Origin of the sequence: Limimaricola pyoseonensis, assembly GCF_900102015.1 — a bacterium.
Classification (GTDB): Bacteria; Pseudomonadota; Alphaproteobacteria; order Rhodobacterales; family Rhodobacteraceae; genus Limimaricola; species Limimaricola pyoseonensis.
Genome location: NZ_FNAT01000001.1, coordinates 61,107 through 87,048, shown reverse-complemented (window position 1 = coordinate 87,048; position 25,942 = coordinate 61,107). Strand labels below are relative to the sequence as shown.

General features: G+C 70.0%; 22 protein-coding genes. 6 read left to right on the top strand and 16 right to left on the bottom strand.

Translation table 11 applies throughout. The features are described from left to right. Positions 1–13 precede the first annotated feature (13 nt). The 7 genes from BLT43_RS00435 to BLT43_RS00405 form a co-directional block, all read right to left on the bottom strand. The gene (locus BLT43_RS00435) at positions 14–973 is read right to left on the bottom strand and encodes a magnesium transporter CorA family protein (protein WP_090109154.1); all 960 of its coding nucleotides are present in this window, start codon (positions 971–973) and stop codon (positions 14–16) included. 61 nt (positions 974–1,034) lie between these two features. After that, the gene (locus BLT43_RS00430; protein ID WP_090109152.1) at positions 1,035–1,751 is read right to left on the bottom strand and encodes a 5-deoxy-glucuronate isomerase; all 717 of its coding nucleotides are present in this window, start codon (positions 1,749–1,751) and stop codon (positions 1,035–1,037) included. Between the two features lie 154 nt (positions 1,752–1,905). Further along, positions 1,906–2,472 (bottom strand): PqiC family protein, encoded by a 567-nt coding sequence (locus BLT43_RS00425; protein ID WP_090109150.1) that lies wholly within the window; start codon positions 2,470–2,472, stop codon positions 1,906–1,908. Positions 2,473–2,474: 2 nt separating this feature from the next. Continuing rightward, entirely contained in the window at positions 2,475–5,480 is a 3,006-nt protein-coding gene (locus BLT43_RS00420) for an MlaD family protein (RefSeq protein ID WP_090109148.1), read from the bottom strand. Then, the gene (locus BLT43_RS00415; protein WP_090109146.1) at positions 5,477–6,115 is read right to left on the bottom strand and encodes a paraquat-inducible protein A; all 639 of its coding nucleotides are present in this window, start codon (positions 6,113–6,115) and stop codon (positions 5,477–5,479) included. Before BLT43_RS00415 ends, BLT43_RS00420 begins: the two co-directional genes overlap by 4 nt. Next, positions 6,112–6,774 carry a paraquat-inducible protein A gene (locus BLT43_RS00410; RefSeq protein WP_090109144.1) on the bottom strand — a complete coding sequence of 221 codons (663 nt, stop codon included), beginning with the start codon at positions 6,772–6,774 and terminating at the stop codon, positions 6,112–6,114. The genes BLT43_RS00415 and BLT43_RS00410 overlap by 4 nt, the downstream gene beginning before the upstream one ends. 194 nt (positions 6,775–6,968) lie before the next feature. Beyond that, positions 6,969–10,559 (bottom strand): hydantoinase B/oxoprolinase family protein, encoded by a 3,591-nt coding sequence (locus BLT43_RS00405; RefSeq protein WP_090109143.1) that lies wholly within the window; start codon positions 10,557–10,559, stop codon positions 6,969–6,971. A 155-nt stretch (positions 10,560–10,714) separates the two neighbouring features. Between BLT43_RS00405 and BLT43_RS00400 the strand changes: the two genes are divergently transcribed. Together BLT43_RS00400 and BLT43_RS00395 are read left to right on the top strand one after the other, a co-directional pair. Further along, positions 10,715–11,395 carry an HAD family hydrolase gene (locus tag BLT43_RS00400; protein ID WP_090109142.1) on the top strand — a complete coding sequence of 227 codons (681 nt, stop codon included), beginning with the start codon at positions 10,715–10,717 and terminating at the stop codon, positions 11,393–11,395. Further along, positions 11,392–12,351: a sugar-binding transcriptional regulator gene (locus tag BLT43_RS00395; RefSeq protein ID WP_090109141.1), complete on the top strand. Its 960-nt coding sequence runs from the start codon at positions 11,392–11,394 to the stop codon at positions 12,349–12,351. Before BLT43_RS00400 ends, BLT43_RS00395 begins: the two co-directional genes overlap by 4 nt. Positions 12,352–12,368: 17 nt before the next feature. On the opposite strand, the gene BLT43_RS00390 is transcribed toward BLT43_RS00395, so the two are convergent. The 6 genes from BLT43_RS00390 to BLT43_RS00365 form a co-directional block, all read right to left on the bottom strand. Next, the gene (locus BLT43_RS00390; protein WP_090109140.1) at positions 12,369–13,838 is read right to left on the bottom strand and encodes a mannitol dehydrogenase family protein; all 1,470 of its coding nucleotides are present in this window, start codon (positions 13,836–13,838) and stop codon (positions 12,369–12,371) included. A gap of 108 nt (positions 13,839–13,946) precedes the next feature. After that, positions 13,947–14,717, bottom strand: coding sequence for an L-iditol 2-dehydrogenase (locus tag BLT43_RS00385; RefSeq protein WP_090109139.1), 771 nt, complete (start codon positions 14,715–14,717; stop codon positions 13,947–13,949). After that, positions 14,714–15,718 (bottom strand): ABC transporter ATP-binding protein, encoded by a 1,005-nt coding sequence (locus BLT43_RS00380; RefSeq protein WP_090109138.1) that lies wholly within the window; start codon positions 15,716–15,718, stop codon positions 14,714–14,716. The genes BLT43_RS00385 and BLT43_RS00380 overlap by 4 nt, the downstream gene beginning before the upstream one ends. 12 nt (positions 15,719–15,730) lie before the next feature. Continuing rightward, the gene (locus BLT43_RS00375; RefSeq protein WP_090109137.1) at positions 15,731–16,561 is read right to left on the bottom strand and encodes a carbohydrate ABC transporter permease; all 831 of its coding nucleotides are present in this window, start codon (positions 16,559–16,561) and stop codon (positions 15,731–15,733) included. 83 nt (positions 16,562–16,644) lie between these two features. Continuing rightward, positions 16,645–17,517: a carbohydrate ABC transporter permease gene (locus tag BLT43_RS00370; protein ID WP_090109136.1), complete on the bottom strand. Its 873-nt coding sequence runs from the start codon at positions 17,515–17,517 to the stop codon at positions 16,645–16,647. 155 nt (positions 17,518–17,672) lie between these two features. Then, positions 17,673–18,986 carry an ABC transporter substrate-binding protein gene (locus tag BLT43_RS00365; RefSeq protein ID WP_090109135.1) on the bottom strand — a complete coding sequence of 438 codons (1,314 nt, stop codon included), beginning with the start codon at positions 18,984–18,986 and terminating at the stop codon, positions 17,673–17,675. A gap of 169 nt (positions 18,987–19,155) precedes the next feature. Between BLT43_RS00365 and alr the strand changes: the two genes are divergently transcribed. The 4 genes from alr to BLT43_RS00345 all read left to right on the top strand — a co-directional run bounded on the left by alr (position 19,156) and on the right by BLT43_RS00345 (position 23,213). Further along, complete coding sequence (alr, locus tag BLT43_RS00360; protein ID WP_090109133.1) at positions 19,156–20,193, top strand: alanine racemase; 1,038 nt, start codon at positions 19,156–19,158, stop codon at positions 20,191–20,193. Positions 20,194–20,338: 145 nt separating this feature from the next. Continuing rightward, the gene (locus tag BLT43_RS00355) at positions 20,339–21,133 is read left to right on the top strand and encodes a DNA repair protein (RefSeq protein WP_341349824.1); all 795 of its coding nucleotides are present in this window, start codon (positions 20,339–20,341) and stop codon (positions 21,131–21,133) included. A 119-nt stretch (positions 21,134–21,252) separates the two neighbouring features. Further along, on the top strand, positions 21,253–22,644 hold the full coding sequence (radA, locus tag BLT43_RS00350; RefSeq protein WP_090109131.1) for a DNA repair protein RadA: 1,392 nt from the start codon (positions 21,253–21,255) through the stop codon (positions 22,642–22,644). Positions 22,645–22,652: 8 nt separating this feature from the next. After that, positions 22,653–23,213, top strand: a complete 561-nt coding sequence (locus BLT43_RS00345) for a CvpA family protein (protein ID WP_090109129.1) — start codon at positions 22,653–22,655, stop codon at positions 23,211–23,213. A 4-nt stretch (positions 23,214–23,217) separates the two neighbouring features. On the opposite strand, the gene BLT43_RS00340 is transcribed toward BLT43_RS00345, so the two are convergent. The 3 genes from BLT43_RS00340 to BLT43_RS00330 are packed head-to-tail and all read right to left on the bottom strand — an operon-like array spanning position 23,218 to position 25,768. After that, positions 23,218–23,313 carry a DUF2474 domain-containing protein gene (locus tag BLT43_RS00340; protein ID WP_090109127.1) on the bottom strand — a complete coding sequence of 32 codons (96 nt, stop codon included), beginning with the start codon at positions 23,311–23,313 and terminating at the stop codon, positions 23,218–23,220. Continuing rightward, positions 23,313–24,332 (bottom strand): cytochrome d ubiquinol oxidase subunit II, encoded by a 1,020-nt coding sequence (cydB, locus tag BLT43_RS00335; protein WP_090109125.1) that lies wholly within the window; start codon positions 24,330–24,332, stop codon positions 23,313–23,315. The genes BLT43_RS00340 and cydB overlap by 1 nt, the downstream gene beginning before the upstream one ends. Then, entirely contained in the window at positions 24,332–25,768 is a 1,437-nt protein-coding gene (locus BLT43_RS00330; protein WP_090109123.1) for a cytochrome ubiquinol oxidase subunit I, read from the bottom strand. Before BLT43_RS00330 ends, cydB begins: the two co-directional genes overlap by 1 nt. Between the last annotated feature and the right edge of the window lie 174 nt (positions 25,769–25,942).

Here is a 25,942-nt window from a genome sequence, read left to right as displayed (position 1 = left end):
GTCCGGCGGGGCGTCACAGCCAGCCCTTGGCCTTGAACCATACCCAAGTCGCGATGGCCGACGCGACCATCGCCGCCAGCGCGATGAAATAGGCGTAGGGCTCGTCCAGCTCCGGCATATGCGCGAAGTTCATGCCGTAGATCGAGGCGATCAGCGTCGGCGGCAGGAACAGCGCGGCGACGACCGACAGCGTACGCACAACGGCGTTCTCGTCGAGGTTGATCATGCCCAGCGTCGCGTCGGTGGCCAGACCGACCCGGCTGTTGAGGAAGTCGAGATGCACCTCGAGCGCGTTGATGTCGCGCAGCTGCGCCTTCGTGAAGGTGGCGATCACGGGGTCGCGGTGCTTCATCGTGTTGTTCCAGACCAGGAAGGTCGAGAGCATCCGCTCCATGGTGAAGAGCGCCAGTCGCACCATCGCGGTCAGCTCGCCCTGCCGGCCGATGTCGCGCAGCGCCAGCCGCAGCGCCTCCACCTCGCTCGCCTCCTCGCCGAAGACCTCGGCCGCCACCCGGTCGAGCACCCGGCCCGAGCCTTCGAGCAGGTCGGCCTGCCGGGCGATGATCTCCTCGACCAGCCCGAGAAACACGCGCACCGGGCTGCCGGTGCCGGCGCTGGCGCGGTCGGCGCGGCCGGCGAAGGTCGCGAAGGGCCGCGGCGCGTGGTGGCGCACCGTGACCAGCCGCTCTGAGGTCAGGATGAAGGTGACCGGTCCCGAATAGCGGGTGCCGCCCGCATCCGCCCCCGGCAGCATCACGGTCATCACCTGGCAGTCGCCTTCGCGGTGCAGCCGGTTGGAGATCTCGATCTCCTCCATCTCCTCCAGCGTAGGGATCTTGACGCCCAGCCCGGCCACTCGCGCGGCCTCCGCCTCGTCCGGGGCGAAGAGGTCGATCCAGACCGCCCGGTCGAGTTCGCCGACACCGTCGATCGAAGTGAGACCGGACTCGGCGGAGCGATAGGCATTGAGCATGGGCGGTTTCCTTTCCGGTGACGTGCACCGGACACCTAGCGCGACACCGGGCGCGTCCAGATCAGCCCGAGCGGCTCAGGCTCAGTTCGAGCGTGTAGAGCCGCGCGCCGGGCGGCGCGGCAAAGGGCGCGCGGCCGCGCGGCGCGAAGCCCGCCACCCCGTCGCCGATCTCGCGCACCCCGCCATCGAGCCGCTGCAGCAGATGCTCATCGGCCGGGTCGAGCCGGTGGTAGAAGATGGCCTCGTGCCCGCGGGCCGGCGCCTCGTCGCTCTCGCCGCTCCAGCCCGGCGACCAGTGCCCCGGCGGTGTGAGGATCTCGCGCAGCCCGATCCGGTCGCGGTCCTCCTCGGCGATCGTCACCACGCCATGAGCCAGCGCATCCTCGCCGCTCCGCGTGACATGCAGGCCCTTCGGGCCCAGCGCCCGCGGCGCGCCGCCGGGGCTGGCCGGGGCGGTGCAGAGCGCGATGACACAGCCGCTCGTCGCCCGGGCGCTCCAGTCGCTGCCGGCGGGGATGTAGATCGCGTGGGGCGGATGGCCGTCGAAGGGTGCGTCGCGGGCGCCCATCTCGCCGAAGCGGACCTCCCCCGCCGTGAGCTCGGCCCGCCCCTCGACGATGACCAGCACCGCGGCGCGCCCGCGCGTGGCCAGCGACGCTCCCTCGCCCTCGGCCAGGCGCCACAGCGCGAAGCCCAGCCGCGCCGGCCCGTCTTCGCCGGGCGTGATGTCGATGACCCGCCCGCTTCCGGCGGCGGGACGAAACAGCTGCTCTGCCATGTCGAGCCTCCCTGGCGCGGGTGGCCTGCCCGCATCCACGAGAGTAGCCCGACCGCCGGTCTTGGCCACGACCCGGGGCTGACGACACGGGCGGAACGAATGTCAGGTTTTCGTTCCACTCACCCGCCGGCTGCCGACCGCAGGCCCGCGCCTGTCAGCGCAGCCCGTCCGCCGCGATGATCTCGGCCAGCTCCGTCATGGCCGCGCCGCGGGCGGCGGCGAGACCGGCGACGCCGGTTTCGGCCGGGATCGGCACCGCGATGGTGAAGGTCTCGGCCCGATCGCGGCCCAGCGCGTCGCGCGTGGCCACGAAATACTGGCCCGAGATGCGGAAGCGGCCCTGCCGGTCGGCGAGGAACTCCTCCATCCGCACCTCGACGCGCGCCTCGGCGAAATCGTCGAAGGGCCAGGGCTCGGAGGCGACCCGCGCGCCGGTGATCAGCCGCAGCGCCCGGCTCAGCTCCAGCGTCGCGGCCCGGGCCGGATCGTCGGCCCACAAGAGGTCGTCGGCGGTGGTGATCACGCCTTCGGGCGTCTCGTAGAAGATCTCTTCCAGCGAGGCGTAGGTCGGCAGGGTGATCTCGCGCAGTTCGACCGAACCATGCGCGATCGAGACGCGGGTCTCGGGCGCGATCTGCGGCACGGCGTAGCGCGTCTCGGGCCCGCCACAGGCGGCGAGCGCACCCAGCAGGGCCGCGGCGAGAGGCAGGCGGATCATCATGGTTAGCGTCCTGTCAGTAGCGAGTTCGGGCGCCGCTCGATCGCGCGCGCGAGCGATTCCACCGCGTCGGCGGCCTGTGTCACCTCGCGCAACGCGGCGCGCAGGTCGCGCAGCGCCGGGGTGGTCTCGTCCCCGATCACCCCCACCGTGCCATCGGCCGTCAGCAGCAGCGCCTCGGCCCGGCTGACCAGCGCGGGCAGGCTCTCGGCGGCGGCGGCCAGCTGGTCGGCGGCGTTGGCGGCCGAGGCGAAGGTGGCGTTGGCGTTCTCGACCACGCCGCCCTCGCGCACCTGCCCGAGGATCTGGCGCAGCTCGTCCAGCGCGCCGTTCAGCTCGCCCGGCAGGGCGCGGGCGGTGTCCTGCGCGAGGATGCGGTCGGCGTTGTTGACGAGGCTGGTGGCCTCCGCGACGAGCACCTCGAGCGGCAGGTCGGCGGCCTTGCCTGCGACGGCGTTGAGGTTGTCCACGAGCTGCGGCACCCCCGCGAAGGACCGGTCGAGCGAGTCGGCGGCGCGCGCCGCGCTGTCGATCGCCGCGACGAGGCTCTCGCCGCCGCCGCCCTCGTTGACCTCGGCCAGAAGCTCGCGGGCCTCGGCGACGCCGCGCTCCAGTTCGCCCGCGAGCGTCCCGATCCGGCCCGGCAGCTCGCGCGCGGCCTCGGTGCCGATCAGCGCGCGGGCCTCGTCGGCGAGCCCCGAGACCCGGTCGAACAGCAGCTCGAGCGGCAGCTCCTGCGCGGTCGCGGCGACGGCATCGATCCGCGAGACGAGCTGCGGCACGCCCTCGAGCGAGCGGTCCAGCGTCGCGGCGGCCTGCCCGGCGGCGTCGATCGTGTCGAGCAGCCGGGTCACGCCCTGCTCCTCGTTCAGGCTGGCGATCAGCGTCCGCGCCTCGGCGGTGCCGGTCTCCAGCTCCGCGAGCAGCGCGTTGACCCGCCCCGGCAGGGCCTGCGTATCCTCGGAGCCGATCAGGCGGCGGGCCTCGTCGGCCAGTCCGCTCACCCGGGTCATCAGCGTGTCGAGCGGCAGCTCGTTCGCCGTAGCGGCCAGCGTGTCGAGCCGCGAGACGAGCTGCGGCACGCCCTCAAGCGAGCGGTCGAGCGTCGCCACCGCCGCGCCCGCCGCATCGACCGTCTCGAGCAGACGGGTCACGGCCTGCCCCTCGTTGAGCGAGGCGACCAGCTGCCGCGCCTCGGCGGTGCCGGTTTCCAGCTCTGCGAGCAGCGCGTTGACCCGGCCCGGCAGCGCCTGCGTCTCCTCCGAGCCCACCAGCGCGCGGGCCTGTTCGGCCAGCCCCGACACCTCGGAGAGCAGGGTATCGAAGGGCAGGTCGGCGGCGGTTTCGGCGACGCGGTTGAGGTTGCCGATCAGTTCGGGGACGCCGTCGAGCGCCGTGTCGAGATCGGCCGTGACCGCGTTGGCGCTGTCGACGGCGGCGAGGATGCGGCTCACCGCCTCCTGCGCGCGGATGTCGTCGAGGATCTCGCGGATGCCCGAGACGGCAAGCTCGATCTCGCCCATCACGCTGCCGATCTGGCCCGGCACCGCCTGCACCTCGTCGGAGCCGACGATGCCGCGGATATCGCCCAGAAGCGCCCGGACATCGGCCGGGGTCTGTTGCAGATCCTCGCTGCCGATCAGCCGCGCGGCGTTCTCGAGAAAGCTCGTGGCCGAGGCGAGAAGCTCCTCGATCGGCAGGTTGTTGATCCGGTCGAGCGTGCCCTGCGCGGTGGCCTGCACGTCGGAGATCTCGCTTTGCGTGACCGGAATGGCCGGATAGGGCAGCGCGTCGGGGTCGAGCACGTCCGGCTCGACGCCGGGCACGTCGAGCAGCTGCACCTTGAGGCCGCCGGTCAGGATCGAGCCGGTCACCAGACGTGCGCGCAGCCCCTCCTCGACCTCGTCGATGAAGTATTGCAGCGCCCGCTCGACACCGCCCTCCTCGGCCATGCCGAGCCGCGAGGGCAGGATCGTCAGAACCGTCTGCAGCCGCACGCCGCGATCGCCGAAGCGCTGCTCGTCCACGAGACCGTTGAGGCCGGAGACGGAGCCGATCCGCACCCCGTCAAGCTCGACCGGCGCGCCGACGGCGAGGCCGGAGACGTTGCCGTCGAACACCGCGACGAGATTGAGCGAGGGTCCGTCCGGCGTGTTGAACACCGAGTTGCGGGCCGTCTCCTCGGAATCGTAGACCTCGAAGGTCTGGCCGTCTTCCGCCAGCGTCGCGCCCGAGACGAAGGTGTCGAAGGCCAGCCCGCCCGCGAGCAGCGCCGCGACCGAGTCGAAGTCGATCTCGGCGCCGCCGGTGCCGATCTTGACCGAAAAGCCAGAGGTGTCCCAGAACCGCGTGGTCTCCGTCACCAGCGTGTCGTAGGGCGCGTAGATCACCGCCGGCGCCTCGACGTAGAAGCCGTCGGTCGACACGCCCGCCTCGCCGATGCGCCCCGCCTCGACGCCCTTGTAGAGGATCGGGCTGTTGCCCGAGAGCACGCCTTCGCTGGCCCGCATGACGATCTCGATGCCGTCCTGGTCGGGCCCCAGCAGCGGCGCGCGCGGCAGGCCTTCGAAGCGGCGCGCGGTGCCGCCGGCCTCGGTGTCCCACTGGCCGCGGATGTAGACGCCCGAGAGCACCGTCTCGAGCCCGCTCACCCCTTCCGTCGTGACCTCGGGGCGCACGACCCAGAAATCGGCGGCCTCGTCGATGTACTCGGCCACGCCCTTGTCGACGCGGATCGACACGCGGACCTGTTCGAGGTTCTCGGTGAAGCCCACCTCCTCGACGATGCCCACGGCCACGTCGCGGAAGCGCAGCTCGGTCTCGTTGGCCATCACGCCCGCGGCGTCGTCGAAGATCACCTCGATCAGCGGGCCCTGCTGCGACCATTGCTGCCAAGCGATGCCCAGCGCCACGGCCAGAGCGCCGGCCGGCACCAGCCAGACGACCGAGACCCGTTCGCGCAGCGGACGCCGCCCCGCCTCGAGCGGCACTTCTGGCGGCCCGTCGCTCACGCGCGGTCGGTCCCGTCGTCGGAGGTGTCGCGGTCCCAGATCAGGCGCGGATCGAAGGCTTGGGCGGAAAGCATCGTGAAGATCACCGATAGCGCGAAAGCGAGCGCCGCCGGGCCCGGCTTGATCGAGGCGGCAATGTTCAACTGCACGAGCGCCGTCAGGATCGCAACCACGAAGACGTCTATCATCGACCAGCGGCCGATATACTCCACGATTTCGTAGAGCCTGTGGCGCGATTGCGGCCGCGCGCGGCTGCCGCGCCGGACCGACACCGCCAGCCAGGCGATGGCCACGAACTTGCCGATCGGGATCGCCACGGAGGCGATCAGGATGATCAGCGCCACGAAGTAGGACCCGTATTTCGCGAGTTCGATCGCGCCGCCGACGATGGTGTCCTCGGAGACGGTGAAAAGCACCTGCGTGCGCAGCATCGGGTAGAGATTGGCCGGGAAGTAGCACATCAGCCCGGCGATCCACCACGCCCAGACCCGGCTGAGGCTGTAGCCGTCGCGCGACACCAGCGGCTTGCCGCAACGGCCGCAGGCGGACGTTCCCGCGGGCCAGACCCGGGTGCAGCGCGTGCAGGAGACGAGCCCCGCCTCGCGGGCCGTGAGCAGATGCGGCGCGCCGCTCATGCCGGGGCCCTTTCGCGGCGCGCGGCCTGGCCCTGCTCCAGCGCGTGCCAGACCGACCAGCGGCACATCCAGCGGTCCTGGATCACGGTGAGGAAGACCAGCGCCGCGAACATCCAGAAGGCCGGGCCGAAGCTGAGCTGCGCGAGGTCGGCCACCTTGACCAGCGCCACGGCGCAGCCCAGCGCGAAGATCTCGGCCATCGACCAGGGCCTGAGCGCCTCGGACAGCGCGAAGAGCCGCAACGCGCCGGGCGGCGGCGGCCGGTCGAAGACCACCGGGGCCAGAACGTAGATGGTCAGCACCGCGCGGGCCAGCGGCACCAGCACGATCAAGGCGGTCACGGCGAGCGACAGCACCAGGAGCGGCCCCCCGGTGAAGCTCATCGCCGCGTCGAGCAGGGTCGCCTCGTTGACGAAGCCCTGCCGGCTGATCTTGAGGAAGGGGAACCAGACCGCGCCCAGCACCAGCACCAGCACCGCGGCGGCGAGCATGATGATGGTCATGCCGGCGCGCCGCTTGGGCGCGATCAGCACGGTGTGGCAGCGCGCGCAGACCGCGCGGGCGCCATGCTCGGGCATCCGCGCGCGGTAGAGCGCGTCGCATTGCGGGCAGGCGATCAGCTCGGCCGGATCGGCGCGCGCGATATCGGTGTCGTGCATGGCGTTCGCCCGTTGGATGCCTCGGCCCGATCATAGGGCCGCGCCGGGGGAATGACCATGCAGGCCGCGCGAAACCGTGAGGCGGCACGGGCCGATGCGTGCGCGCCATGCGCAATTCCGGACAGGTGAAGGGGCAGCGCCTCCTTCACCTGTCCTTCGACGCGTATGGCACGCGGGCCAATTCCGGGACCGCGTCAGCCGGTCGTCCCGGCCCCGCCCGGCGTCGGCGTGGTGACGATCACCGCCTCGCCCGCCTGCAGCCGCGTCTGGGCGCAGTTGGCGAGCGTCTCGACCGTGCCGTCGAGGCGCCGCACCTCGGTGCGCCCCGTCTGCCCCGCCCCGCCGCCGTCGATGCCCTGCGGCGGGCGGTGGCGGTGCGAGGACAGGATCGACATGTCCATCTCCTCGAGGAAGCGCAGCACCCGGCGCGTGCCGTCGCCGCCCGGGAACGCGCCCTGCCCGCCCGAGCCGGGCCGCAGGCCGAATTCCTCCAAGAGCACCGGGAAGCGGGTCTCGAGCACCTCGGGATCGGTCAGCCGCGAGTTGGTCATGTGGGTGTGCACGCCCGATGTCCCGGCGAAGCCCGCCCCGTCATTCATGCGCCCCGCCGGGCTGCCCGAGCAGATCGTCTCGTAATACTGGTGCCGGTCGTTGCCGAAGGTGAGGTTGTTCATGGTTCCTTGGGCATTGGCCAGCGCGCCCAGCGCCTGGAACAGCGCGTTGGTGACGTGCTGCGAGGTCTCGACATTGCCGGCCACCACCGCACGCGGATAGGCGGGCCGCAGCATCGAGCCTTCGGGGATCACGATCTCGATCGGCCGCAGGCAGCCCGCGTTCATCGGGATGTGCTGCTCGCACATCACGCGGAACACGTAGAGCACGGCGGCGCGGGCCACCGGCTCGGGCGCGTTGAAGTTGTTCTCGCGCGCCTCGGACGTGCCGGTGAAATCGACGCGCGCGCGCCGCGCCTCGCGGTCGACGGTGATCCGCACCCGGATCACCTGCCCGCTGTCGGTCTCGTAGTCGCACTCGCAATCCGACAGCCGCCCGACCAGCCGCGCCACTTCCTCGGCGGCGTTGTCCTGCACGTGGCCCATATAGGCGCGCACCACGTCGAGCCCGAACTCGGCCACCATCCGGCGCAGCTCCGCCGCGCCACGGGCGTTGGCCGCGACCTGCGCCTTGAGGTCGGCGATGTTCTGGCCCGAGTTGCGGCAGGGATAGGGGTGCTCGGTCAGCAGGCGGTGCAGCGCCTCCTCGCGGAAGCTGCCTTGGTCCACGAGGTGGAAATTGTCGATCAGCACGCCTTCCTCGTCCACGGTCGTGGCGAGCGGCGTCATCGAGCCGGGTGCGGTGCCGCCAACATCGGCGTGGTGGCCGCGGCTGGCGGTCCAGAACAGGATCTCGCGGCCCGCGTCGTCGAAGACCGGCGAGACGACGGTGATGTCGGGCAGATGCGTGCCGCCGTTGTAGGGCGCGTTCAGCGCGAAGACGTCGCCGGGGCGGATCGTGGCGTTTTGCCGGATCACCGCCTCGACCGAGCGGTCCATGCTGCCGAGATGCACCGGCATGTGCGGTGCGTTGGCGACCAGCGCGCCGTCGCGGTCGAACACCGCGCAGGAGAAGTCGAGCCGCTCCTTGATGTTGACCGACTGCGCGGTGTTCTGCAGCGCCACGCCCATCTGCTCGGCGATGTTCATGAAGAGGTTGTTGAACACCTCGAGCAGGATCGGGTCGGCCTCGGTGCCGGCCGCCCTCTGCCGCTGCGCCGCCTCGTGGCGGGCGAGCAGGATGTCGTCGCGGGCGGTCAGCCGCGCGGTCCAGCCGGGCTCGACCACGATGGTCTGGTTCGGCTCGATGATCAGCGCGGGGCCGCGCATCTCGTGGCCGGGCGCGATATCGGCGCGGCGATGCACTCGCGCATCGTGCCACGCGCCGTTCGAGAAGAAGCGCGCGGTCTCCTCCGCCGCCGCATGGCCGCGCTCGGGCGCATCGCCCCCGCTCTCGGCCACGGCATGCGGCGGCTCGGTGCCCTCGACCTCGACCGCCTCGATCACCAGCGCCCGCTCGGGGCTGAGGAAGCCGAACTGCGCGTCATGCGCGGCCTCGAAGGCGGTGCGCGCCGCCGCCATGTCGCCGACATATCCGACCTGCAGCGCCGTGTCGGTGCCCTCGTAGCGCAGGTGCAGGCGGGTGGCGTAGCTTTCGCCCGCGACCCCCTGCCCGGCCAGCTCGGCCCCGACCTGCGCGGTCAGATCCGCGATCACCCGGTCGAGCGCCGGGCGCGTCGTCTCGTCGAGCGGCTCGACCAGCCCCTGCTGGCGCGCGACCGAGACGGTGGCGAGGCCGATCCCGTAGGCTGAAAGCAGGCCCGAGAGCGGGTGCACCAGCACCGCCTCCATGCCCAGCGCGTCGGCGACGAGGCAGGCATGCTGGCCGCCCGCGCCGCCGAAGGAGTTGAGCAGGTAGCGCGTCACGTCGTGGCCGCGCTGCACCGAGATCTTCTTGATGGCGTTGGCCATGTTCTCGACCGCGATACGCACGAAGCCCTCGGCCGCCTCCTCGGGGCTGCGGTCGCCCGCGATCTCGGCGAAGGCCGCGGCGACGCCGTCGCGGTCGAGCGGCTGGTCTTGTCCGGAGCCGAAGATCGCCGGGAAAAGGCCGGGCTGCAGCTTGCCGAGCATGACGTTCGCGTCGGTCACGGTGAGAGGCCCGCCACGGCGGTAGCAGAGCGGCCCCGGATCGGCCCCGGCGCTGTCGGGCCCGACGCGAAACCGGCCCGGGTCGGGGTGCAGCACCGAGCCGCCGCCCGCCGCGACGGTGTGGATCTGCATCATCGGCGCGCGGATGCGGACGCCCGCGACCTCGGTGTCGAAGGCGCGCTCGTATTCGCCCGCGCAATGCGCCACGTCGGTCGAGGTGCCGCCCATGTCGAAGCCGATCACCTTCTCCCAGCCGGCCGCGCGCGCGGTCTCGACCATACCGACCACGCCGCCCGCGGGGCCCGAGAGGATCGCATCCTTGCCCTCGAAGGCCTCGGCCGCCGTCATGCCGCCCGACGACATCATGAACTGCAGCGTCGGGCCCGCCTCGCCCGAGGGCGTCGCGCCCAGCGCACCCGCCACCCGCGCCACGTAGCGCCGCAGGATCGGCGAGAGATAGGCGTCGACCACCGTGGTGTCGCCCCGTCCCACCAGCTTCATCAACGGCGAGACCTCGTGGCTGACCGAGACCTGTGAAAAGCCCATGCCGCGCACCATCTCGGCCAGCGCGACCTCGTGCTCGGGGCTGCGCCAGGCGTGCATCAGCACGATCGCCACCGCGTCGATGCCGTCGTCGCGCAGCCGCTCCAGCTCCGGGCGCAGCGCCTCGGCATCGAGCGGCGTCTCGACCGTGCCGTCGGCGCGCAGTCGCTCCTCCACCTCGATCACCCGCTCGTACAGCTGCTCGGGCAGAAGGATCTCCTTGGCGAAGATGTCGGGCCGGGCCTGGTAGGCGATGCGCAGCGCGTCGCGGAAACCCCGGGTGATCAGCAGCGCGGTGCGGTCGCCCTTGCGCTCCAGCAGGGCATTGGTCGCGACCGTGGTGCCCATCTTCACCGTGCCGATCCGGGTCGGATCGATGCGCCCCCCAAGCAGCCGGCGGATGCCCTCGATCGCCGCGTCCTCGTAGGCCTCAAGGTTGTCGGAGAGCAGCTTGAGCGGATGCAGCGCGCCGTCCGGGTCGCGTCCCACCACGTCGGTGAAGGTGCCGCCCCGGTCGATCCAGAAATCCCAGCCGTTCATCCTTGCCTCCCGCAGTCTCCTCGCGCACAGGGGTGGAAGATCGATCGGGGATGGTCAAGCCGGGCGCACCCGCTCACGCTATGGGCAAATGCCCACAACTGTGGCATCTTGAACCGGAACCGGAGGGGGCGCGGATGGCAGCAACGGAGGGGCGCATGCAGAGCGACTGGGATCTGGTCATATTCGACTGCGACGGCGTGCTGATCGACAGCGAGGTCCTGAGCGCCGAGTTGCTGATCGAGCTTTTGACCGAGGAGGGCGCGACGATCAGCTTCGATCACGTCCGGCGCAATTTCCTGGGCCGCAGCTTCCCTGTGGTGGCCCGGCACATCCGCGAAACCCTGGGCCTCGATCTCGGGCCGGATTTCGAGGCGCGATACAGGGCGCGGCTTCTCGAACGCTTCGAGACGGCGCTGGAGCCGATGCCCGGCATCGCCGCGGCGCTGGCCGCGCTGGCCGATCGTGGCGTGCCGGCCTGCGTCGCCACCTCGTCCTCGCCGCCGCGCGTCACCCGCTCGCTCGAGATCGTCGGGCTCACGACCGCCCTGCCGCATGTCTTCACCGCAAGCCAGGTGGAGCGGGGCAAGCCCGCGCCCGACCTGTTCCTCTTCGCAGCCGCGCGGATGGGGGCGCGGCCGGGGCGCACGCTGGTGATCGAGGACAGCCTGCCGGGTCTCGAGGCGGCGGCCGCGGCGGGGATGACGGCGGTCCGCTTCACCGGCGGCAGCCACCTCGCCGGGGCGACGCTGCGCCACGACCCGGCCCTGCCGGTGCTGGCCGACTGGTCGGCCCTCGACGCGCTGCTCGACCGGCTGCATCCGGAAACGGTGGCATGAGTCAGTCGCGCTTCACCCCCGAAACCACCCGCCTCGACGACGCGGCGCGGGCCGGCTGGCTGTACTACGTCGCCGGCAACACGCAGGACGAGATCGCCAAAAAGCTCGGCGTGTCGCGCCAGTCGGCGCAGCGCCTCGTGTCGCTCGCCGTCTCTGAAAAGCTGATCAAGGTGCGGCTCGACCACCCCATCGCCCGCTGCATGGACCTGTCGGGCGCGCTGCGCGAGCGCTTCGGCCTGTCGCTGACGGAGGTGGTGCCCACCGATCCGACCGCGCCCGAGCTTCTGACCGGCATGGCCATCGCCGCGGCGGCCGAGCTGGAGCGCGTGCTGAAGAGCCCCGAGGAGAAGATCGTCGCGCTGGGCACCGGCCGCGCGCTCAGAGCCTGCGTCGAGCAGCTGCCGCGCATGGACTGCCCGCATCACCGCATCGTCTCGCTGCTTGGCAACATGACATCGGACGGCTCCGCCACGCCCTACAACGCGGTGATCCGGATGGCCGAGCGCGTGGGCGCGCGGCACTACCCCTACCCGCTTCCCGTTCTCGTGCGGGACCCGGACGAGCTGCAGCTGATGCTGCGGCAGGAAGCGGTGCGCAACACGCTCGACCTGTGCGCGCGCGCCGATCTCACGCTGGTCGGCATCGGCCAGCTCGACCCGACCGCGCCGATGCTGCTCGACGGCTTCATCGAGGCCGATGACCTGAGCCGGCTGGTGGCCGAGGGTGCCGCGGGCGAGATCACCAGCTGGATCTACGACAGCGAGGGTCGGGTGATGGAGTGCGACCACAACAGCCGCGTCGCCTCGGCCCCCCTGCCGCGCCCGCCGAAGCGACCGGTGGTCGGCCTCGCCGTGGGGCCGGCCAAGGTCGGGGCGATCCGCGCCGCGCTGACCGGCCGGCTGGTGAACGGGCTGATCACCGACGAGGCCACCGCCGAGAAGCTGCTCCGCAGCTGAGGCTCAGCCGCTGAGGTTCAGCCGCGCGCGTAGTCCTCGAGTGTCGCCGCCACGCCGTCGCGCCACACCGCGCCGAGCTGCCGCGCGAAGGCGTCGACGAAGCCGGGCTGCCGGTCGAGATCACCGAAGACGGCACCGTTGGACAGGAAGGCCGCGGGGTCGTCCTTCGCGGCGAGCGCGAGGCGCTTGAGTTCGTCGTGGCGATCGTCGTTGGGCGCGAGCGTGGCGCCGGCCTCGTCTGTGCCGGCGCAGTAGCGCGCCCACAGCGCCACCTCGAGCGCGAGCCCCTCCACCGGCCGGCCGGCGGCCAAGGCATCGCGGATCACCGGCAGGATGAATTTCGGCTGCCTGTTGGCGCCGTCGAAGCAGATGCGCGGAATGGTGTCCCCGATCTCGGGATTGGCGAAGCGCTCGGCGACCTTGAGGCGATAGGCCTCGAAATCGACGCCCGGGATCGGCGCCAGCGTCGGGATGATCTCGCGCTGCTCCAGCGCCGCGAGCCAGTTCGAGATGCGCGGATCGGCCACGGCGTCATGCACGAAATGATGCCCGAGCAGCGCCGAGGCATAGGCGATCGCGGCATGTCCGCCATTGAGGATGCGCAGCTTCATCAGCTCGTAGGGCGCGACATCGGCCACGAACTCGGCGCCGACGTCCTCTAGGCGTGGCCGTCCCTGCGGGAAGTCGTCCTCGAGAACCCATTGCCGGAACGGCTCGCAGACCACCGGCGCCGGATCCTCGATGCCGAAGCGGTCGCGCACCATCGCGCGCTCGCGGTCCGAGGTGGCCGGCGTGATGCAATCGACCATGGAGTTCGGGAAGGCGACGTTGTCGGCGACCCAGTCGGCGAAGCCCGTGTCCGACAGCCGGGCGAGGCCGGTCACGGTGCGCTTGGCGACATGGCCGTTCTCGGGAAGGTTGTCGCAGGACAGCACCGTGAAGGGTGCGTGGCCCGCGGCGCGCCGCCGCTTCAGCGCCGCGAGGATCATGCCGAAGGCGGTCTTCGGCGCGTCCGGGGTCGCGGCGTCGTGGCGGATGTCGGGGTGATCCGCGTCGAAGCCGTCGGTCTTGGCATCGACGAACCAGCCGCCCTCGGTGACGGTGAGCGAGACGATCCGGATCGCCGGGTCGGCCATCGCGGCGATGATCGCCTCGGGGTCGACCTCCACGAAGTCGGTCATCGCACCGGTCACCCTGGCCGAGAGCCCGGCGGGATCGAGCTCGACCACCGTGGTCAGGAAATCCTGCCTCTCGAGCGCCTCGCGCATCCTGGCGTCGCCGGGGCGGACGCCCGCGCCGCGGATCGCCCAATCATGGTCGCGGCCCCGGGCGAACAGGCGGTCGAGATAGACCGCCATGTGGGCGCGGTGGAAGTTGCCGACGCCGACATGGACGATGCCGGGGGTGAGCGCGGCGCGGTCGTAGCCGGGGCCGTCGACGCCCGCGGGCAGTCCGGAAAGGGCGGAGTTGGAGAGGGAAAGGGCCATGGCGCGCCTCGTCTCTTGGGGTGCTCGGGGTCAGGCCGCGCGCCGGGGGAGCGGCGGCGGGTGCGTCCCTCGGGAAGGGCCGCGCAATCGGGTCGGAGCGGCGGCGGCTCAGCTCATCCAGTTGCCGCCGTCGACATTGTAGGTCTGGGCCACGACGTAATCGGCGTCGGCGCTGGCGAGGAACACCGCCATGCCGGTCAGGTCTTCGGCGGTGCCCATCCGGCCATAGGGGACGGCGGCGCCGACCCGGGCCTTCTTCTCGCCGGGGCGCAGCCCCTCATGCCGGGCGAAGAGCGCGTCGACATGATCCCAATGGGCGCCCTCGACCACGCCGGGGGCGATGGCGTTCACGTTGATGCCGTGCTCGATCAGGTTCAGACCGGCCGACTGGGTGAGCGAGATCACCGCCGCCTTGGTGGCGCAGTAGACCCCGACCAGCGGCTCGCCCCGGCGTCCTGCCTGGCTGGCCATGTTGATGATCCGGCCGCCCTGCCCGCGCGCGATCATGACCTTGGCCACGGCCTGCAGGGTGAACAGGCAGCCCGCGACGTTCACCGAGAACAGCCGGTCGTAGCTGTCGCGGGTGATCTCGGTGATCGGGGCGAGGTCGAACAGGGCGGCGTTGTTGATCAGGATGTCGATGCCGCCGAGGCGCTCGTCGACCTCGGTCACCGCGGCCTCGATGCTCTGCTGATCGGTGACGTCGATCCGCACCGCGATCGCGGCCTCGCCGATCGCCGCGGCCGCTTCCTGCGCGGCATCGAGGTTGATGTCGCAGATCGCCACGCGCGCGCCTTCGGCGACGTAGCGTTCGGCGAAGGCAAGCCCGATGCCGCGGGCGGCGCCGGTGATCATCGCCGTCTTGCCCTGCAGTCTCATTGGATGCGCAGCCCCTTGTCGTCGAAGCGATGGATCTTGTCGGCCTGCGGGGTCAGGAAGACCGTGTCGCCATGGCGCAGCCCGACCTCGCCGTCGGCGCGCACGGTCACGGTCTCGGCGAGCCCGGTGTCGTGGACGTGGAAGAAGGTGTCCGAGCCCAGATGCTCGGCCACGCCGACCTTGCCGCGCCAGGTGCCGCTGTCGGCCGAGACGGTGATATGCTCGGGGCGGATGCCGATGGTGGCCGCATCATGCTCGCTGGCCGCGCCGCCATTGGCGAAGTTCATCTTCGGGCTGCCGATGAAGCCCGCCACGAAGAGGTTGCGCGGGTTGCGGTAGAGTTCGAGCGGCGAGCCCACCTGCTCGATATGGCCGGCGCGCAGCACCACGATCTTGTCGGCCATGGTCATCGCCTCGACCTGGTCGTGAGTGACGTAGATCATCGTCGTGGCGAGGCGGTTGTGCAGCTCGGAGATCTCGAGCCGCATGCCGACGCGCAGCGCCGCGTCGAGGTTCGAGAGCGGCTCGTCGAACAGGAAGGCGGCCGGTTCGCGCACGATGGCGCGGCCGATCGCGACGCGCTGGCGCTGGCCGCCCGAGAGCTGGCCGGGCCGGCGGTCGAGATAGTCGGTGAGGTTGAGCGCGGCGGCCGCGCTCTCGATCCGGCGGTTCTGCTCCTCCTGCGGCACGCCGGCCATCTTCATCGGGAAGGCAATGTTCTTGCGCACCGACATGTGCGGGTAGAGCGCGTAGCTCTGGAACACCATGGCGAGGCCGCGCTTGGCCGGCGGCAGGTCGGTGGCGGGCTGGCCGTCGATGCGGATCTCGCCCGAGCTGACATCCTCCAGCCCCGCGATCAGCCGCAGTAGGGTGGACTTGCCGCAGCCCGAGGGGCCGACGAAGACCACGAACTCGCCATCCTCGATGGTCAGGTCCAGCGGCGGGATGACCTCGACGTCGCCGAAGCGCTTGGTCACCTTGTCGAGCGTAATGCGTCCCATGTCAGTAGTCCCTTATTTCACGGCGCCGAAGGTGAGCCCGCGGACGAGCTGCTTCTGGCTGAACCAGCCGAGGATGAGGATCGGCGCGATGGCCATGGTCGAGGCGGCCGAGAGCTTGGCGTAGAACAGGCCCTCGGGGCTCGAGTAGCTGGCGATGAAGGCGGTGAGCGGCGCGGATTTCGCGGCCGTCAGGTTGAGCGTCCAGAACGCCTCGTTCCAGGCGAGGATGACGTTCAGAAGCAGGGTCGAGGCGATGCCCGGCACGGCCATCGGCGTCAGCACGTGGATGATCTCGTTGCGCAGGGACGCACCGTCCATCCGTGCCGCCTCGAGGATCTCGCCGGGGATCTCCTTGAAGTAGGTGTAGAGCATCCAGACGATGATCGGCAGGTTGATCAGCGTCAGCACGATCACCAGGCCGGTCTTGGTGTCGAGAAGGCCCACGTCGCGGAAGATCAGGTAGATCGGGATCAGCACGCCGACGGGGGGCAGCATCTTGGTCGAGAGCATCCACATCAGCACGTCCTTGGTGCGCTTGCCGGGCACGAAGGCCATCGACCAGGCAGCAGGGATGGCGATGAGCAGGCCCAGCAGCGTCGAGCCGAGCGAGATCACGACCGAGTTCCAGAAGTGCCGGAAGTAGTTCGAGCGCTCCTGCACGGTGGTGTAGTTCTCGAGCGTCCAGTCGAAGAACAGGAAGCTCGGCGGCGACGAGATCGCCTCGGCCTCGGTCTTGAAGCTGGTGAGGATGGTCCAGAGGATCGGGAAGAAGATCGCGAGGCCGACGGCCCAGGCGGCGATGGTGAAGCCGATCTTGCGGCGGGTGGAGACGGCGCGGGCCATGTCAGGCGCTCCCTCTGTTCGGCAGTCCATGCGGCGGGCGGGGCGCACGCGGGGCCGGGCCCCGCGCGGCGAAGGTGACGGGCTCAGGCATCGAGGTTCTTTCCGATCATCCGCATCAGGAAGATCGCGACGATGTTGGCGAGGATGATGGCGACCACGCCGCCGGCCGAGCCGCCGCCCACGTCGAAGTTCAGCAGGCTGCGGACATAGACGAGGTAGGTCAGGTTGGTGGAGGCCACGCCCGGCCCGCCATTGGTGGTCACCAGGATCTCGGCGAAGACCGAGAGCAGGAAGATGGTCTGGATCAGGATCACCACGGTGATGGCGCGCGACAGGTGCGGCAGGGTGATGTACCAGAAGCGCTGCAGCGCGGTCGCGCCGTCCATCTCGGCCGCCTCCATCTGCTCGCTGTCGAGCGACTGGATCGCGGTCAGCAGGATCAGCGTCGCGAAGGGCAGCCACTGCCAGGCGACGATGCCGATGATCGAGGCCAGCGGCGCATGCGTGAGGAAGTCGAAGGGTTGCAACCCGACGGCCTTGGAGAACTCCGCGAAGAGCCCCGAGACCGGGTTCATGAACATGTTCTTCCACACCAGCGCCGAGACGGTGGGCATCACGAAGAAGGGCGCGATGACGAGGATGCGCACGATCCCCTGCCCCCAGATCGGCTGGTCCAGAAGGATCGCCAGCAGCACGCCGCCGATCACTGTGATGAGCAGCACGCCCCCCACCAGAACCAGCGTGTTGACCAGCGCGGTGATGAAGGCCGGGTTGTTGAAGAACAGCCTGTAGTTCAGCAGGCCGACGAAGCGCTCGGTGCCGGGCATCAGCAGGTTGTAGCGCAGCAGCGAGAAGTAGATCGTCAGCGCCAGCGGCACGATCATCCACCCCAGCAGCAGCAGCACGGCGGGCGAGATCATGATCCGCGCGGCGGAGCGGGAATGTTGGGTGGCCATGGTCGGTCCTCCTGTCTCGGGACGGGCGGCGGCGCGCGGTCCCGGCCCGGTCGCGGATGCGGCCGGAGGGGCGGCGGGCGGCGGCCCGTGGCGGTGAGGGTGCGGGCGGCGGGGCCGGCCGGGAGGGTCCGGCCCCGCCTCTCGTCAGTTCGCGGTTACTGGATGTAGCCCGCGGCCTGCATCTCCTGCATCGTCAGGTCCTGCGCGGCCTGCAGCGCCTCCTCGGCCGATTTCTGCCCGGCGAGCGCGGCGGCGAACTGCTGGCCCACGGCGGTGCCGATGCCCTGGAACTCCGGGATCGCGACGAACTGGATGCCGGTATAGGGCACCGGGTCGACGGTCGGGTTCTTCGGGTCGGCGGCCTTGATGCTCTCGAGCGTCATTTCCGCGAAGGAGGCCGCGTCGAGATAGGCCGGGTTCTCGTAGAGCGAGGTGCGGGTGCCCGGCGGCACGTTGGCCCAGCCCTCGTTCTCGGCGACCAGCTCGGCATATTCCTTGGAGGTCGCCCAGGCCACGAAGGTCTTGGCGGCGTCCTCGGCGTCGGTGCCGGCGGGAATGCCGAGCGACCAGGCCCAGAGCCAGTTGCCGCGCTTGCCCAGCCCGTTGTCGGGCGCCAGCGCGAAGCCGACGCTGTCGGCCACGGTCGAGTCGTCGGGGTTGGTCACGAAGGAGGCGGCGACGGTGGCGTCGATCCACATGCCGCACTTGCCCTGCTGGAACAGCGCGAGGTTCTCGTTGAAGCCGTTGTTGGCCGCGCCGGGCGCGCCGTACTCGTTCTGCAGCATCAGGTAGTCGCTGAAGGCGGTCTGCCAGGCCTCGCTGTCGAATTGCGGCATCCAGTTCTCGTCGAACCAGCGCGCGCCGTAGCTGTTGGCCATCGAGGTAATGAAGGCGGTGTTCTCGCCCCAGCCGGCCTTGCCGCGCATGCAGATGCCGTAGACCTCGTTCTCCTTGTCGGTCATCGCCGCGGCGGCTTCCTTGATGAAGTCCCAGGTCGGCGCCTCGGGGAACTCGACCCCGGCCGCCTCGGCCAGGTCGGTGCGGTACATCACCATCGAGCTCTCGCCGTAGAACGGCACCGCGTAGAGCGAGCCGTCGACCGAAAGACCCTCGCGGATCGAGGGCAGCAGGTCGTCGACGTCATACTCCTCCGGCAGATCGTCGAGCGCGACCAGCCAGCCCTGCTGGGCCCAGATCGGAACCTCGTAGGTGCCGATGGTCATCACGTCGTACTGGCCGCCGCGGGTGGCGATGTCGGTGGTGACGCGCTGGCGCAGCACGTTCTCCTCGAGCGTCACCCATTCCAGCTCGATGTCCGGATGCTGGTCGGTGAAGTCCGAGGCCAGCCCCTGCATGCGGATCATGTCGCCGTTGTTGACGGTGGCGATGGTCAGGGTCTCGGCCTGCGCCGCGGCCGCGAGCCCGCAAAGTGCGGTGGCGCCCAGCAAGGCGCGGGTTGTCTGCGTCATGTCTTCCTCCCATTCTCGGCTAGGGCATTTGCCTAGCTGATGGGCAATTACTCACTCGAAATGTGATTCGAGTCAAGAAGAAGCTCCCGGCCCCCGGGTTGAGGCCGGGTTTCGCCGGCACCGCGCGGCGGGCCTTGACGCCGCGCCCGCGGCTGTCACAAGGCAGGGCATGAGCACTGGCGCCCTTTCCATCGACCTCGACGCGCTCGCCGCCAACTGGCGGGCGCTGGACGCAATGACCGCCTGCGAGACGGGGGCGGTGGTGAAGGCCAACGGCTACGGCCTCGGCGCGGGCCGGGTGGCGCGGCGGCTGGCGAAGGAAGGGGCGCGCCGCTTCTTCGTCGCGCAGGCCGAAGAGGGGGCCGCGCTGCGCAAGGCGCTGGGCGCCACGGTCGAGATCTTCGTCTTCAGCGGCCACATGGACGGCGACACCAAGCTGATCGATGAGGCGCGGCTGGTGCCGATGCTGAACTCGATCGAGCAGCTCGCGCGGCATTTCGAGGCCCTGCCCGATCATCCCTTCGGCATCCAGCTCGACACCGGCATGAACCGGCTGGGGATGGAATGGGCCGACTGGTCCGAGGCCGCGCCGATCGCGCTCGAGCGCAACCCGGCCTGGCTGATGAGCCACCTCGCCTGCGCCGACGAGGCCGATCACCCGATGAACGGCTACCAGCTCGACATCTTCCGGCAGATGACCGACGGGCTGGGCGTTCCACGCTCCTTCTCGGCCACCGGCGGTCTGCTGCTGGGCTCCGACTACCATTTCGAGCTGACCCGCCCCGGTATCGGCCTCTATGGCGGCCATCCCTACTCCGAGGCGCGCCCGGTGGTCCGCCTCGACCTGCCGGTGGTGCAGTGCCGCGACCTCGCCCCGGGCGAGGTGGTCGGCTACGGCAATTCCTGGCAGGCGGAGCGGCCCAGCCGGATCGCCACCGTGTCGGGCGGCTATGCCGACGGCCTGCTCAGGTCCCTGTCGGGCAAGGCCCCGCTGTGGCATGACGAGCAGGCCTGCCCCGCCGTGGGCCGAGTCTCGATGGACCTGATCACGGTCGACATCACGGATCTGGGCGAGGACCCGCCCTACCTCACCATCCTCGGACCGCATCAGGGCGTCGACCGGCTGGCCGAATGCGCGGGCACGATCGGCTACGAGATCCTGACCTCCCTGGGAGATCGCTACCTCAGGCTTGCATCCGGAAGCTGAGCCCCGCGCCGCCGCATCGCGGCGGCGGCAATCACGCATGGCGACAGCCGATCACTTTTTGGGCAGCTTTTACGGTTCCCGGAACCGGCGGAGACCGGCCGATGTTAGGCTGGAAACCGACCGTTCAGAGCCGGAGACCCGATTCGTGAGACAGTCCAGCTTCGCCCATATGGCCACTTCCGCAATGCAGCTGCTGGCCATGCTGGTGCTTGGCATCGCGGCCATCGCCGCGTCCGCCGCCACCCTCGCCGCCATCTTCGGCTACCTGCCCTGGTTGCAACTGACGGCCAGCTTCGGTGAAACCGCCGTGCCTTGGGCGGGCATGGCGCTGCAGGTCTTCGTGACCGTCCTGCTGGTCACGTTGGCCTTCTACATCCCTTCCTCCGCCCGCGTCGTCGCGCTCGAGAAGAGCCACCGCGACTTCCGCATCAACATGGAGGACGTCGCGCGCGCCTTCCACATGGCCCATGCCGCGGATCGCGCCGGCGTCTTCACCATGTCCTCCGAGTTCGACGCCGTGCGCGAGCGGCTCGCCTTCCTGCGCGATCACCCCGATCTGGGGCATCTCGAGCATGACGTGATGGAGGTGGCCGCGCAGATGGGCGAGAAAGCCCGCGAACTGGCCGACATCTATTCCGACGAGAAGGTGGCGCGGGCCAAGAAATTCCTCGCCGCCCGGCAGGAGGATGCCGAGCGCCAGCAGGAGCGCATTGTCGAGGCCCTGCATATCTGCCGCGAACTGCGGCGCTGGGCCGACCAGGTCGAGCTCGAGGAAAGCGTGGCGGCCAGCCAGATGGCGCAGCTCGAGGAGCAGCTCAGGAGCATCCTGCCCGAACTGGGCTTCGACGCCTCCGACCTGCATCGCGACGCCGCGCATCCCGACAGCGCAGGCGAGGACCCCGCCCCGAAGGTCGTGAACATGAAACCGGCCGCCGAGTGAGGCCGGGATCACACCCCGCGAAGGGAGGCCATCGGGCCTCCCTTTCGCTTGGCTGACAGGGGCGTGAGGGCCGGCCACAGGCCCATTGCCCGCCCCCGGCCGATGAGCCAAAAGACCGCATGGCCAAGGATCTGAACTTCGTCTGCACCGAATGCGGCGCGACCCATTCGAAATGGTCGGGGCGCTGCGACGCCTGCGGCGCATGGAACACCATTCAGGAAGAGGCGCCGCTGACCGCCGGGCCCGGGCCGAAGGCCCTTGGCGCCCAGCGCGGCCGCAAGATGGCGCTGACCGACCTCGCCTCCACCCCCGAGGCGCCGCCGCGCACCGAAGCCGGCGTGGCCGAGCTCGACCGGGTGCTGGGCGGCGGTCTCGTCGCGGCCTCCGCGCTGCTAGTCGGCGGCGATCCCGGCATCGGCAAGTCGACGCTGCTTCTGCAGGCCGCCGCGCGCTTTGCCCGCAACGGCCTCAAGGTGATCTACGTGACCGGCGAGGAATCGGCGGCGCAGGTGCAGATGCGCGCCCAGCGCCTCGGCTTGACCGAAAGCCCGGTGACGCTCGCGGCCGAGACCAATCTGCGCGACATCCTGACGACGCTCGACGCCGAGCGGCCGGATCTCGTCATCATCGACTCGATCCAGACCATGTGGTCCGACAAGGTCGAGGCGGCGCCCGGCTCGGTCAGCCAGGTGCGGACGGCGGCGCACGAGCTGACGAGCTTCGCCAAGACCCGCGGCATCGCGGTGATCATGGTGGGCCACGTCACCAAGGAGGGCACGCTCGCCGGCCCCCGCGTGGTCGAGCACATGGTCGATTGCGTGCTCTATTTCGAGGGCGAGCGCGGCCACCAGTTCCGCATCCTGCGCGCCCACAAGAACCGCTTCGGTCCGGCCGACGAGATCGGCGTGTTCGAGATGACCGGCAAGGGCCTCGCCGAGGTGAAGAACCCCTCCGCGCTGTTCCTGTCCGAGCGCGACACCCCCGCCCCCGGCTCGGTGGTCTTCGCGGGGATCGAGGGCACGCGGCCGATCCTGTGCGAGATCCAGGCGCTGGTCTCGCCCGCCCAGCCCGGCCAGACCCGGCGCTCGGTGGTGGGTTGGGACGGCAGCCGGCTGGCGATGATCCTCGCCGTGCTCGAGGCGCGCTGCGGCGTCTCCTTCGCCGGGCTCGACGTCTATCTCAACGTCGCGGGCGGGCTGCGCATCGGCGAGCCTGCCGCCGACCTCGCCGTGGCCGCCGCGCTGATCAGCGCGCGCGAGGACGCCACATTGCCGGCCGACTGCGCGATCTTCGGCGAAATCTCTCTCTCCGGGGCGGTCCGGCCGGTGGCGCAGACCGAAAACAGGTTGAAAGAAGCGGCGAAACTTGGTTTCACGCAGGCCATCCTGCCGCAGCGCCCCAAGCGACGCGCGGGGGCGGAAATGGCGGCCGGGCTCGATCTGCGCGAGATGCGCGACCTGCCCGGCTTCTGCGAGGCAGTGTTCGGACTGGCGCCCGGCGCGCGGGAATAGGGACTCTCATGGAAAGCTTCACGATCATCGACGGCATCGTCGCGCTCATCGTCGTGGTGTCGGCGCTCTTGGCCTACTCGCGCGGCCTGGTCCGCGAGGCGCTGGCCATCGCGGGCTGGATCGGCGCGACCATCCTCGCCTTCATCTTCGCCGACCAGGTGCGGCCGCTGGTGCGGCAGATCCCGGTGGTGGGCGACTTCATCGGCGACAGCTGCGAGCTGTCGATCATCGCCGCCTTCGCCGTGGTCTTCGCGATCGCGCTGGTGCTGTTCTCGATCTTCACCCCGCTCTTCTCGGGCGCGGTGCAGCGCTCGGCGCTGGGCGGGCTCGACCAGGGCCTGGGCTTCCTGTTCGGCGTGGCGCGCGGCGTGCTGCTCGTGGCGGTCGGTTTCTTCGTCTACGAGGTGATCCTCTCGGCCCAGTCGATCCCGATGGTCGAGAACAGCCGCGCGGCCGCGGTATTCGGCCAGATCACCGAGGGCTTCACCACCGAGGAGCCGCAGGCGCTGCTCGCGTGGGTCACCACCCAGTACGAGCAGCTCGTGGGCCTGTGCACCGCCCCGGCCTGATCCGTCACAGGATGACGGCGCGGATGGCATAGGCCACCGCGCCGACCGTGGCCACGCCCATGGCCCAGAGGGCCACGAACCAGACGATCCGCTTCAACATCAGTGATACCCCTTGTTCGGGTCGAGCTTGCCGCGGAACACCCAGTAGGCGTAGCCGGTATAGGCGAGGATGATCGGCACCAGCACGATCGCCCCCACGAACATGAAGAGCTGGCTCTTGGCCGGCGCGGCGGCGTCCCAGATTGTGACCTCGGGCGGGATCGCGTAGGGCCAGACCGACAGTCCGAGCCCCAGGAAGCACAGCGCGAAGAGCGCGAGCCCCAGCAGGAACGGCATCCGGTCGCGCCCCTCGACGAAGAGCGAGCGAGACAGCGCCAGCGCGATCAGCGCCAGGAGCACCGGCACCGGCCCGGTCAGAAGCACCTGCGGCCAGGCGAACCAGCGCACCGCGAGGCCGACCTGCAAGAGGTAGGTGGCAATGCTCACCGCGACGACGCCCACCAGCGTCGCCACGAAGAAGCCCCGCGCCATCAGCCGCACCCGGTGCTGGATCTCGCCCTCGAGCTTCATGTTGAGCCAGCAGGCCCCGAGGAAGCCGTAGCCCGCCACCACCGACAGCCCGCAGATCAGCGTGAAGGGGGTGAGCCAGTCCCACCAGCCACCGGCATAGGCGCGGCCCTCGACCTCGATCCCCTGCAGGAAGGCGCCGAGGATGATGCCTTGGCACAGCGCGGCCGAGACCGACCCGCCGATGAAGGCCGCGTCCCACGACTTCTTCGACATCCAGGAATTGGCGCGCCAGCGATACTCGAAGGCGACGCCCCTGAAGATCAGCGCCAGGAGCATCGCGATGATCGGCGGATAGACCGCCGGCATCAGGATCGCGTAGGCCATCGGGAAGGCGGCGAAGAGCCCGCCGCCGCCCAGCACCAGCCAGGTCTCGTTGCCGTCCCAGACCGGCGCGACCGAGTTCATCATGATGTCCCGGTCCTCCTTCTTGCGGAAGAAGGGGTAGAGGATGCCGATGCCGAGGTCGAAACCGTCGAGCACGACATAGACGAATACGGCGAAGGCCAGGAGCAGCGCCCAGGCGACCGTCAGGTCGATCGAAGCGAACATCACGCGCCCTCCTTGGCCATGTCGTGCCCGTCCTCGCGCAGCTGCTGCTGCGGGGTGATGCCGGTGGTGCGGATCGGGCCGGGCTCGACCCGCACGCCACGCTCGCCCAGCGCGGGCGCATGGCGCATCAGCTTGAGGATGTAGGCCACCCCCGCGCCGAAGATCACGAAGTAGATCACCACGAAGGCGATCAACGAGACCCCGACCGCGCTGGCGGCGAGCGGCGAATGCGCCTCGGCGGTGCGGAGCGCGCCGTAGACCACGTAGGGCTGGCGGCCGACCTCGGTGGTGATCCAGCCGGCGATCACCGCCACGAGCCCGGAGGGCCCCATCGCCACCGCCGTACGGTGCAGCCAGCGATTGTCGTAGAGCCGGCCGCGAAACCGCGCCCAGAGCGACCACAGCCCGATGCCGAGCATCGCGAAGCCGAGACCCACCATCACGCGGAAGCTCCAGAACACCACCGCCACGGGCGGCTCCTCGTCATCGGGGATGGTGTCGAGCCCGGCGAGCGGCGCGTTCAGGTCGTGCTTGAGGATCAGCGAGGAGAGCTTGGGGATCTCGATCGAGTAGCGCATCTCGCCCGCGTCCTGATCGGGGATGCCGAACAGGATCAGCGGCGCGCCCGCCTCGTGGCTCTCGAAATGGCCCTCCATCGCCATCACCTTGGCGGGCTGGTGCTCGAGCGTGTTGATGCCGTGCATGTCGCCGAGGAAGATCTGCAGCGGCGCCACCAGCGCGGCCATCCACATCGCCATCGAGAACATGGTGCGCACGCCCGGGTTCTCGCGCCGCCCCCTGAGCAGGTGCCACGCCCCGACCCCGCCGACGATGAAGGCGGTGGTGAGGTAGGCGGCGGTTAGCGTGTGCGCGAGCCGGTAGGGGAAGGACGGGTTGAAGATGATCGCCCACCAGTCCTCGGGCACGAACTGGCCGTTCTCGGCAATGGAGAAGCCCTGCGGCGTCTGCATCCACGAGTTCACCGACAGGATCCATGTGGCCGAGATCGCGGTGCCGACGGCCACCATCAGGCAGGCGAACATGTGCAGGCCGGGGCCCACCTTGTCGCGGCCGAAGATCATGATGCCGAGAAAGCCCGCCTCGAGGAAGAAGGCGGTCAGCACCTCGTAGGCCATGAGCGGCCCGATCACCGGGCCGGCGATGTCGGAGAAGACCGACCAGTTGGTGCCGAACTGGTAGGACATGACGATGCCCGAGACCACGCCCATGGCGAAGGAGATCGCGAAGATCTTCAACCAGTACTTGAACAGGCGCAGATAGGCCTCGTTCTTCGTCCAGAGATACAGGCCGTTCAGCACCGCGAGGAAACTCGCGAGCCCGATCGAGATCGCCGGGAAGATGAAGTGGAACGCGACGGTGAAGCCGAACTGCATCCGGGCCAGCATCACCGCGTCGAAGCCGAGGAAAGTATCCATGACATCCGTCCTTTCTGCGCTCCACATCTAAGGACGCGGCCCCACGGCTCAACGCGACATCGTGACCACCCGGTTCCCCGCGCGGGGCTTGCATGGCCGGTCTGCGCAAGGCATGGGACGACGCAAGGGAAGCCGGATCATGATCCTTTCGTGACACTCGGTCCCCAAGGCCTT

Bases quoted from the DNA above. Each gene is read 5' to 3' on its own strand.
- alr (WP_090109133.1), top strand. From the start codon at position 19,156: ATGAGCACTGGCGCCCTTTCCATCGACCTCGACGCGCTCGCCGCCAAC.
- BLT43_RS00410 (WP_090109144.1), bottom strand. From the start codon at position 6,774: ATGCACGACACCGATATCGCGCGCGCCGATCCGGCCGAGCTGATCGCC.
- BLT43_RS00395 (WP_090109141.1), top strand. From the start codon at position 11,392: ATGAGTCAGTCGCGCTTCACCCCCGAAACCACCCGCCTCGACGACGCG.
- BLT43_RS00435 (WP_090109154.1), bottom strand. From the start codon at position 973: ATGCTCAATGCCTATCGCTCCGCCGAGTCCGGTCTCACTTCGATCGAC.
- BLT43_RS00375 (WP_090109137.1), bottom strand. From the start codon at position 16,561: ATGGCCCGCGCCGTCTCCACCCGCCGCAAGATCGGCTTCACCATCGCC.
- BLT43_RS00370 (WP_090109136.1), bottom strand. From the start codon at position 17,517: ATGGCCACCCAACATTCCCGCTCCGCCGCGCGGATCATGATCTCGCCC.
- BLT43_RS00400 (WP_090109142.1), top strand. From the start codon at position 10,715: ATGCAGAGCGACTGGGATCTGGTCATATTCGACTGCGACGGCGTGCTG.
- cydB (WP_090109125.1), bottom strand. From the start codon at position 24,332: ATGTTCGCTTCGATCGACCTGACGGTCGCCTGGGCGCTGCTCCTGGCC.
- BLT43_RS00405 (WP_090109143.1), bottom strand. From the start codon at position 10,559: ATGAACGGCTGGGATTTCTGGATCGACCGGGGCGGCACCTTCACCGAC.
- BLT43_RS00390 (WP_090109140.1), bottom strand. From the start codon at position 13,838: ATGGCCCTTTCCCTCTCCAACTCCGCCCTTTCCGGACTGCCCGCGGGC.
- BLT43_RS00365 (WP_090109135.1), bottom strand. From the start codon at position 18,986: ATGACGCAGACAACCCGCGCCTTGCTGGGCGCCACCGCACTTTGCGGG.
- BLT43_RS00425 (WP_090109150.1), bottom strand. From the start codon at position 2,472: ATGATGATCCGCCTGCCTCTCGCCGCGGCCCTGCTGGGTGCGCTCGCC.
- BLT43_RS00330 (WP_090109123.1), bottom strand. From the start codon at position 25,768: ATGGATACTTTCCTCGGCTTCGACGCGGTGATGCTGGCCCGGATGCAG.
- BLT43_RS00430 (WP_090109152.1), bottom strand. From the start codon at position 1,751: ATGGCAGAGCAGCTGTTTCGTCCCGCCGCCGGAAGCGGGCGGGTCATC.
- BLT43_RS00415 (WP_090109146.1), bottom strand. From the start codon at position 6,115: ATGAGCGGCGCGCCGCATCTGCTCACGGCCCGCGAGGCGGGGCTCGTC.
- BLT43_RS00380 (WP_090109138.1), bottom strand. From the start codon at position 15,718: ATGGGACGCATTACGCTCGACAAGGTGACCAAGCGCTTCGGCGACGTC.
- BLT43_RS00345 (WP_090109129.1), top strand. From the start codon at position 22,653: ATGGAAAGCTTCACGATCATCGACGGCATCGTCGCGCTCATCGTCGTG.
- BLT43_RS00340 (WP_090109127.1), bottom strand. From the start codon at position 23,313: ATGTTGAAGCGGATCGTCTGGTTCGTGGCCCTCTGGGCCATGGGCGTG.
- radA (WP_090109131.1), top strand. From the start codon at position 21,253: ATGGCCAAGGATCTGAACTTCGTCTGCACCGAATGCGGCGCGACCCAT.
- BLT43_RS00385 (WP_090109139.1), bottom strand. From the start codon at position 14,717: ATGAGACTGCAGGGCAAGACGGCGATGATCACCGGCGCCGCCCGCGGC.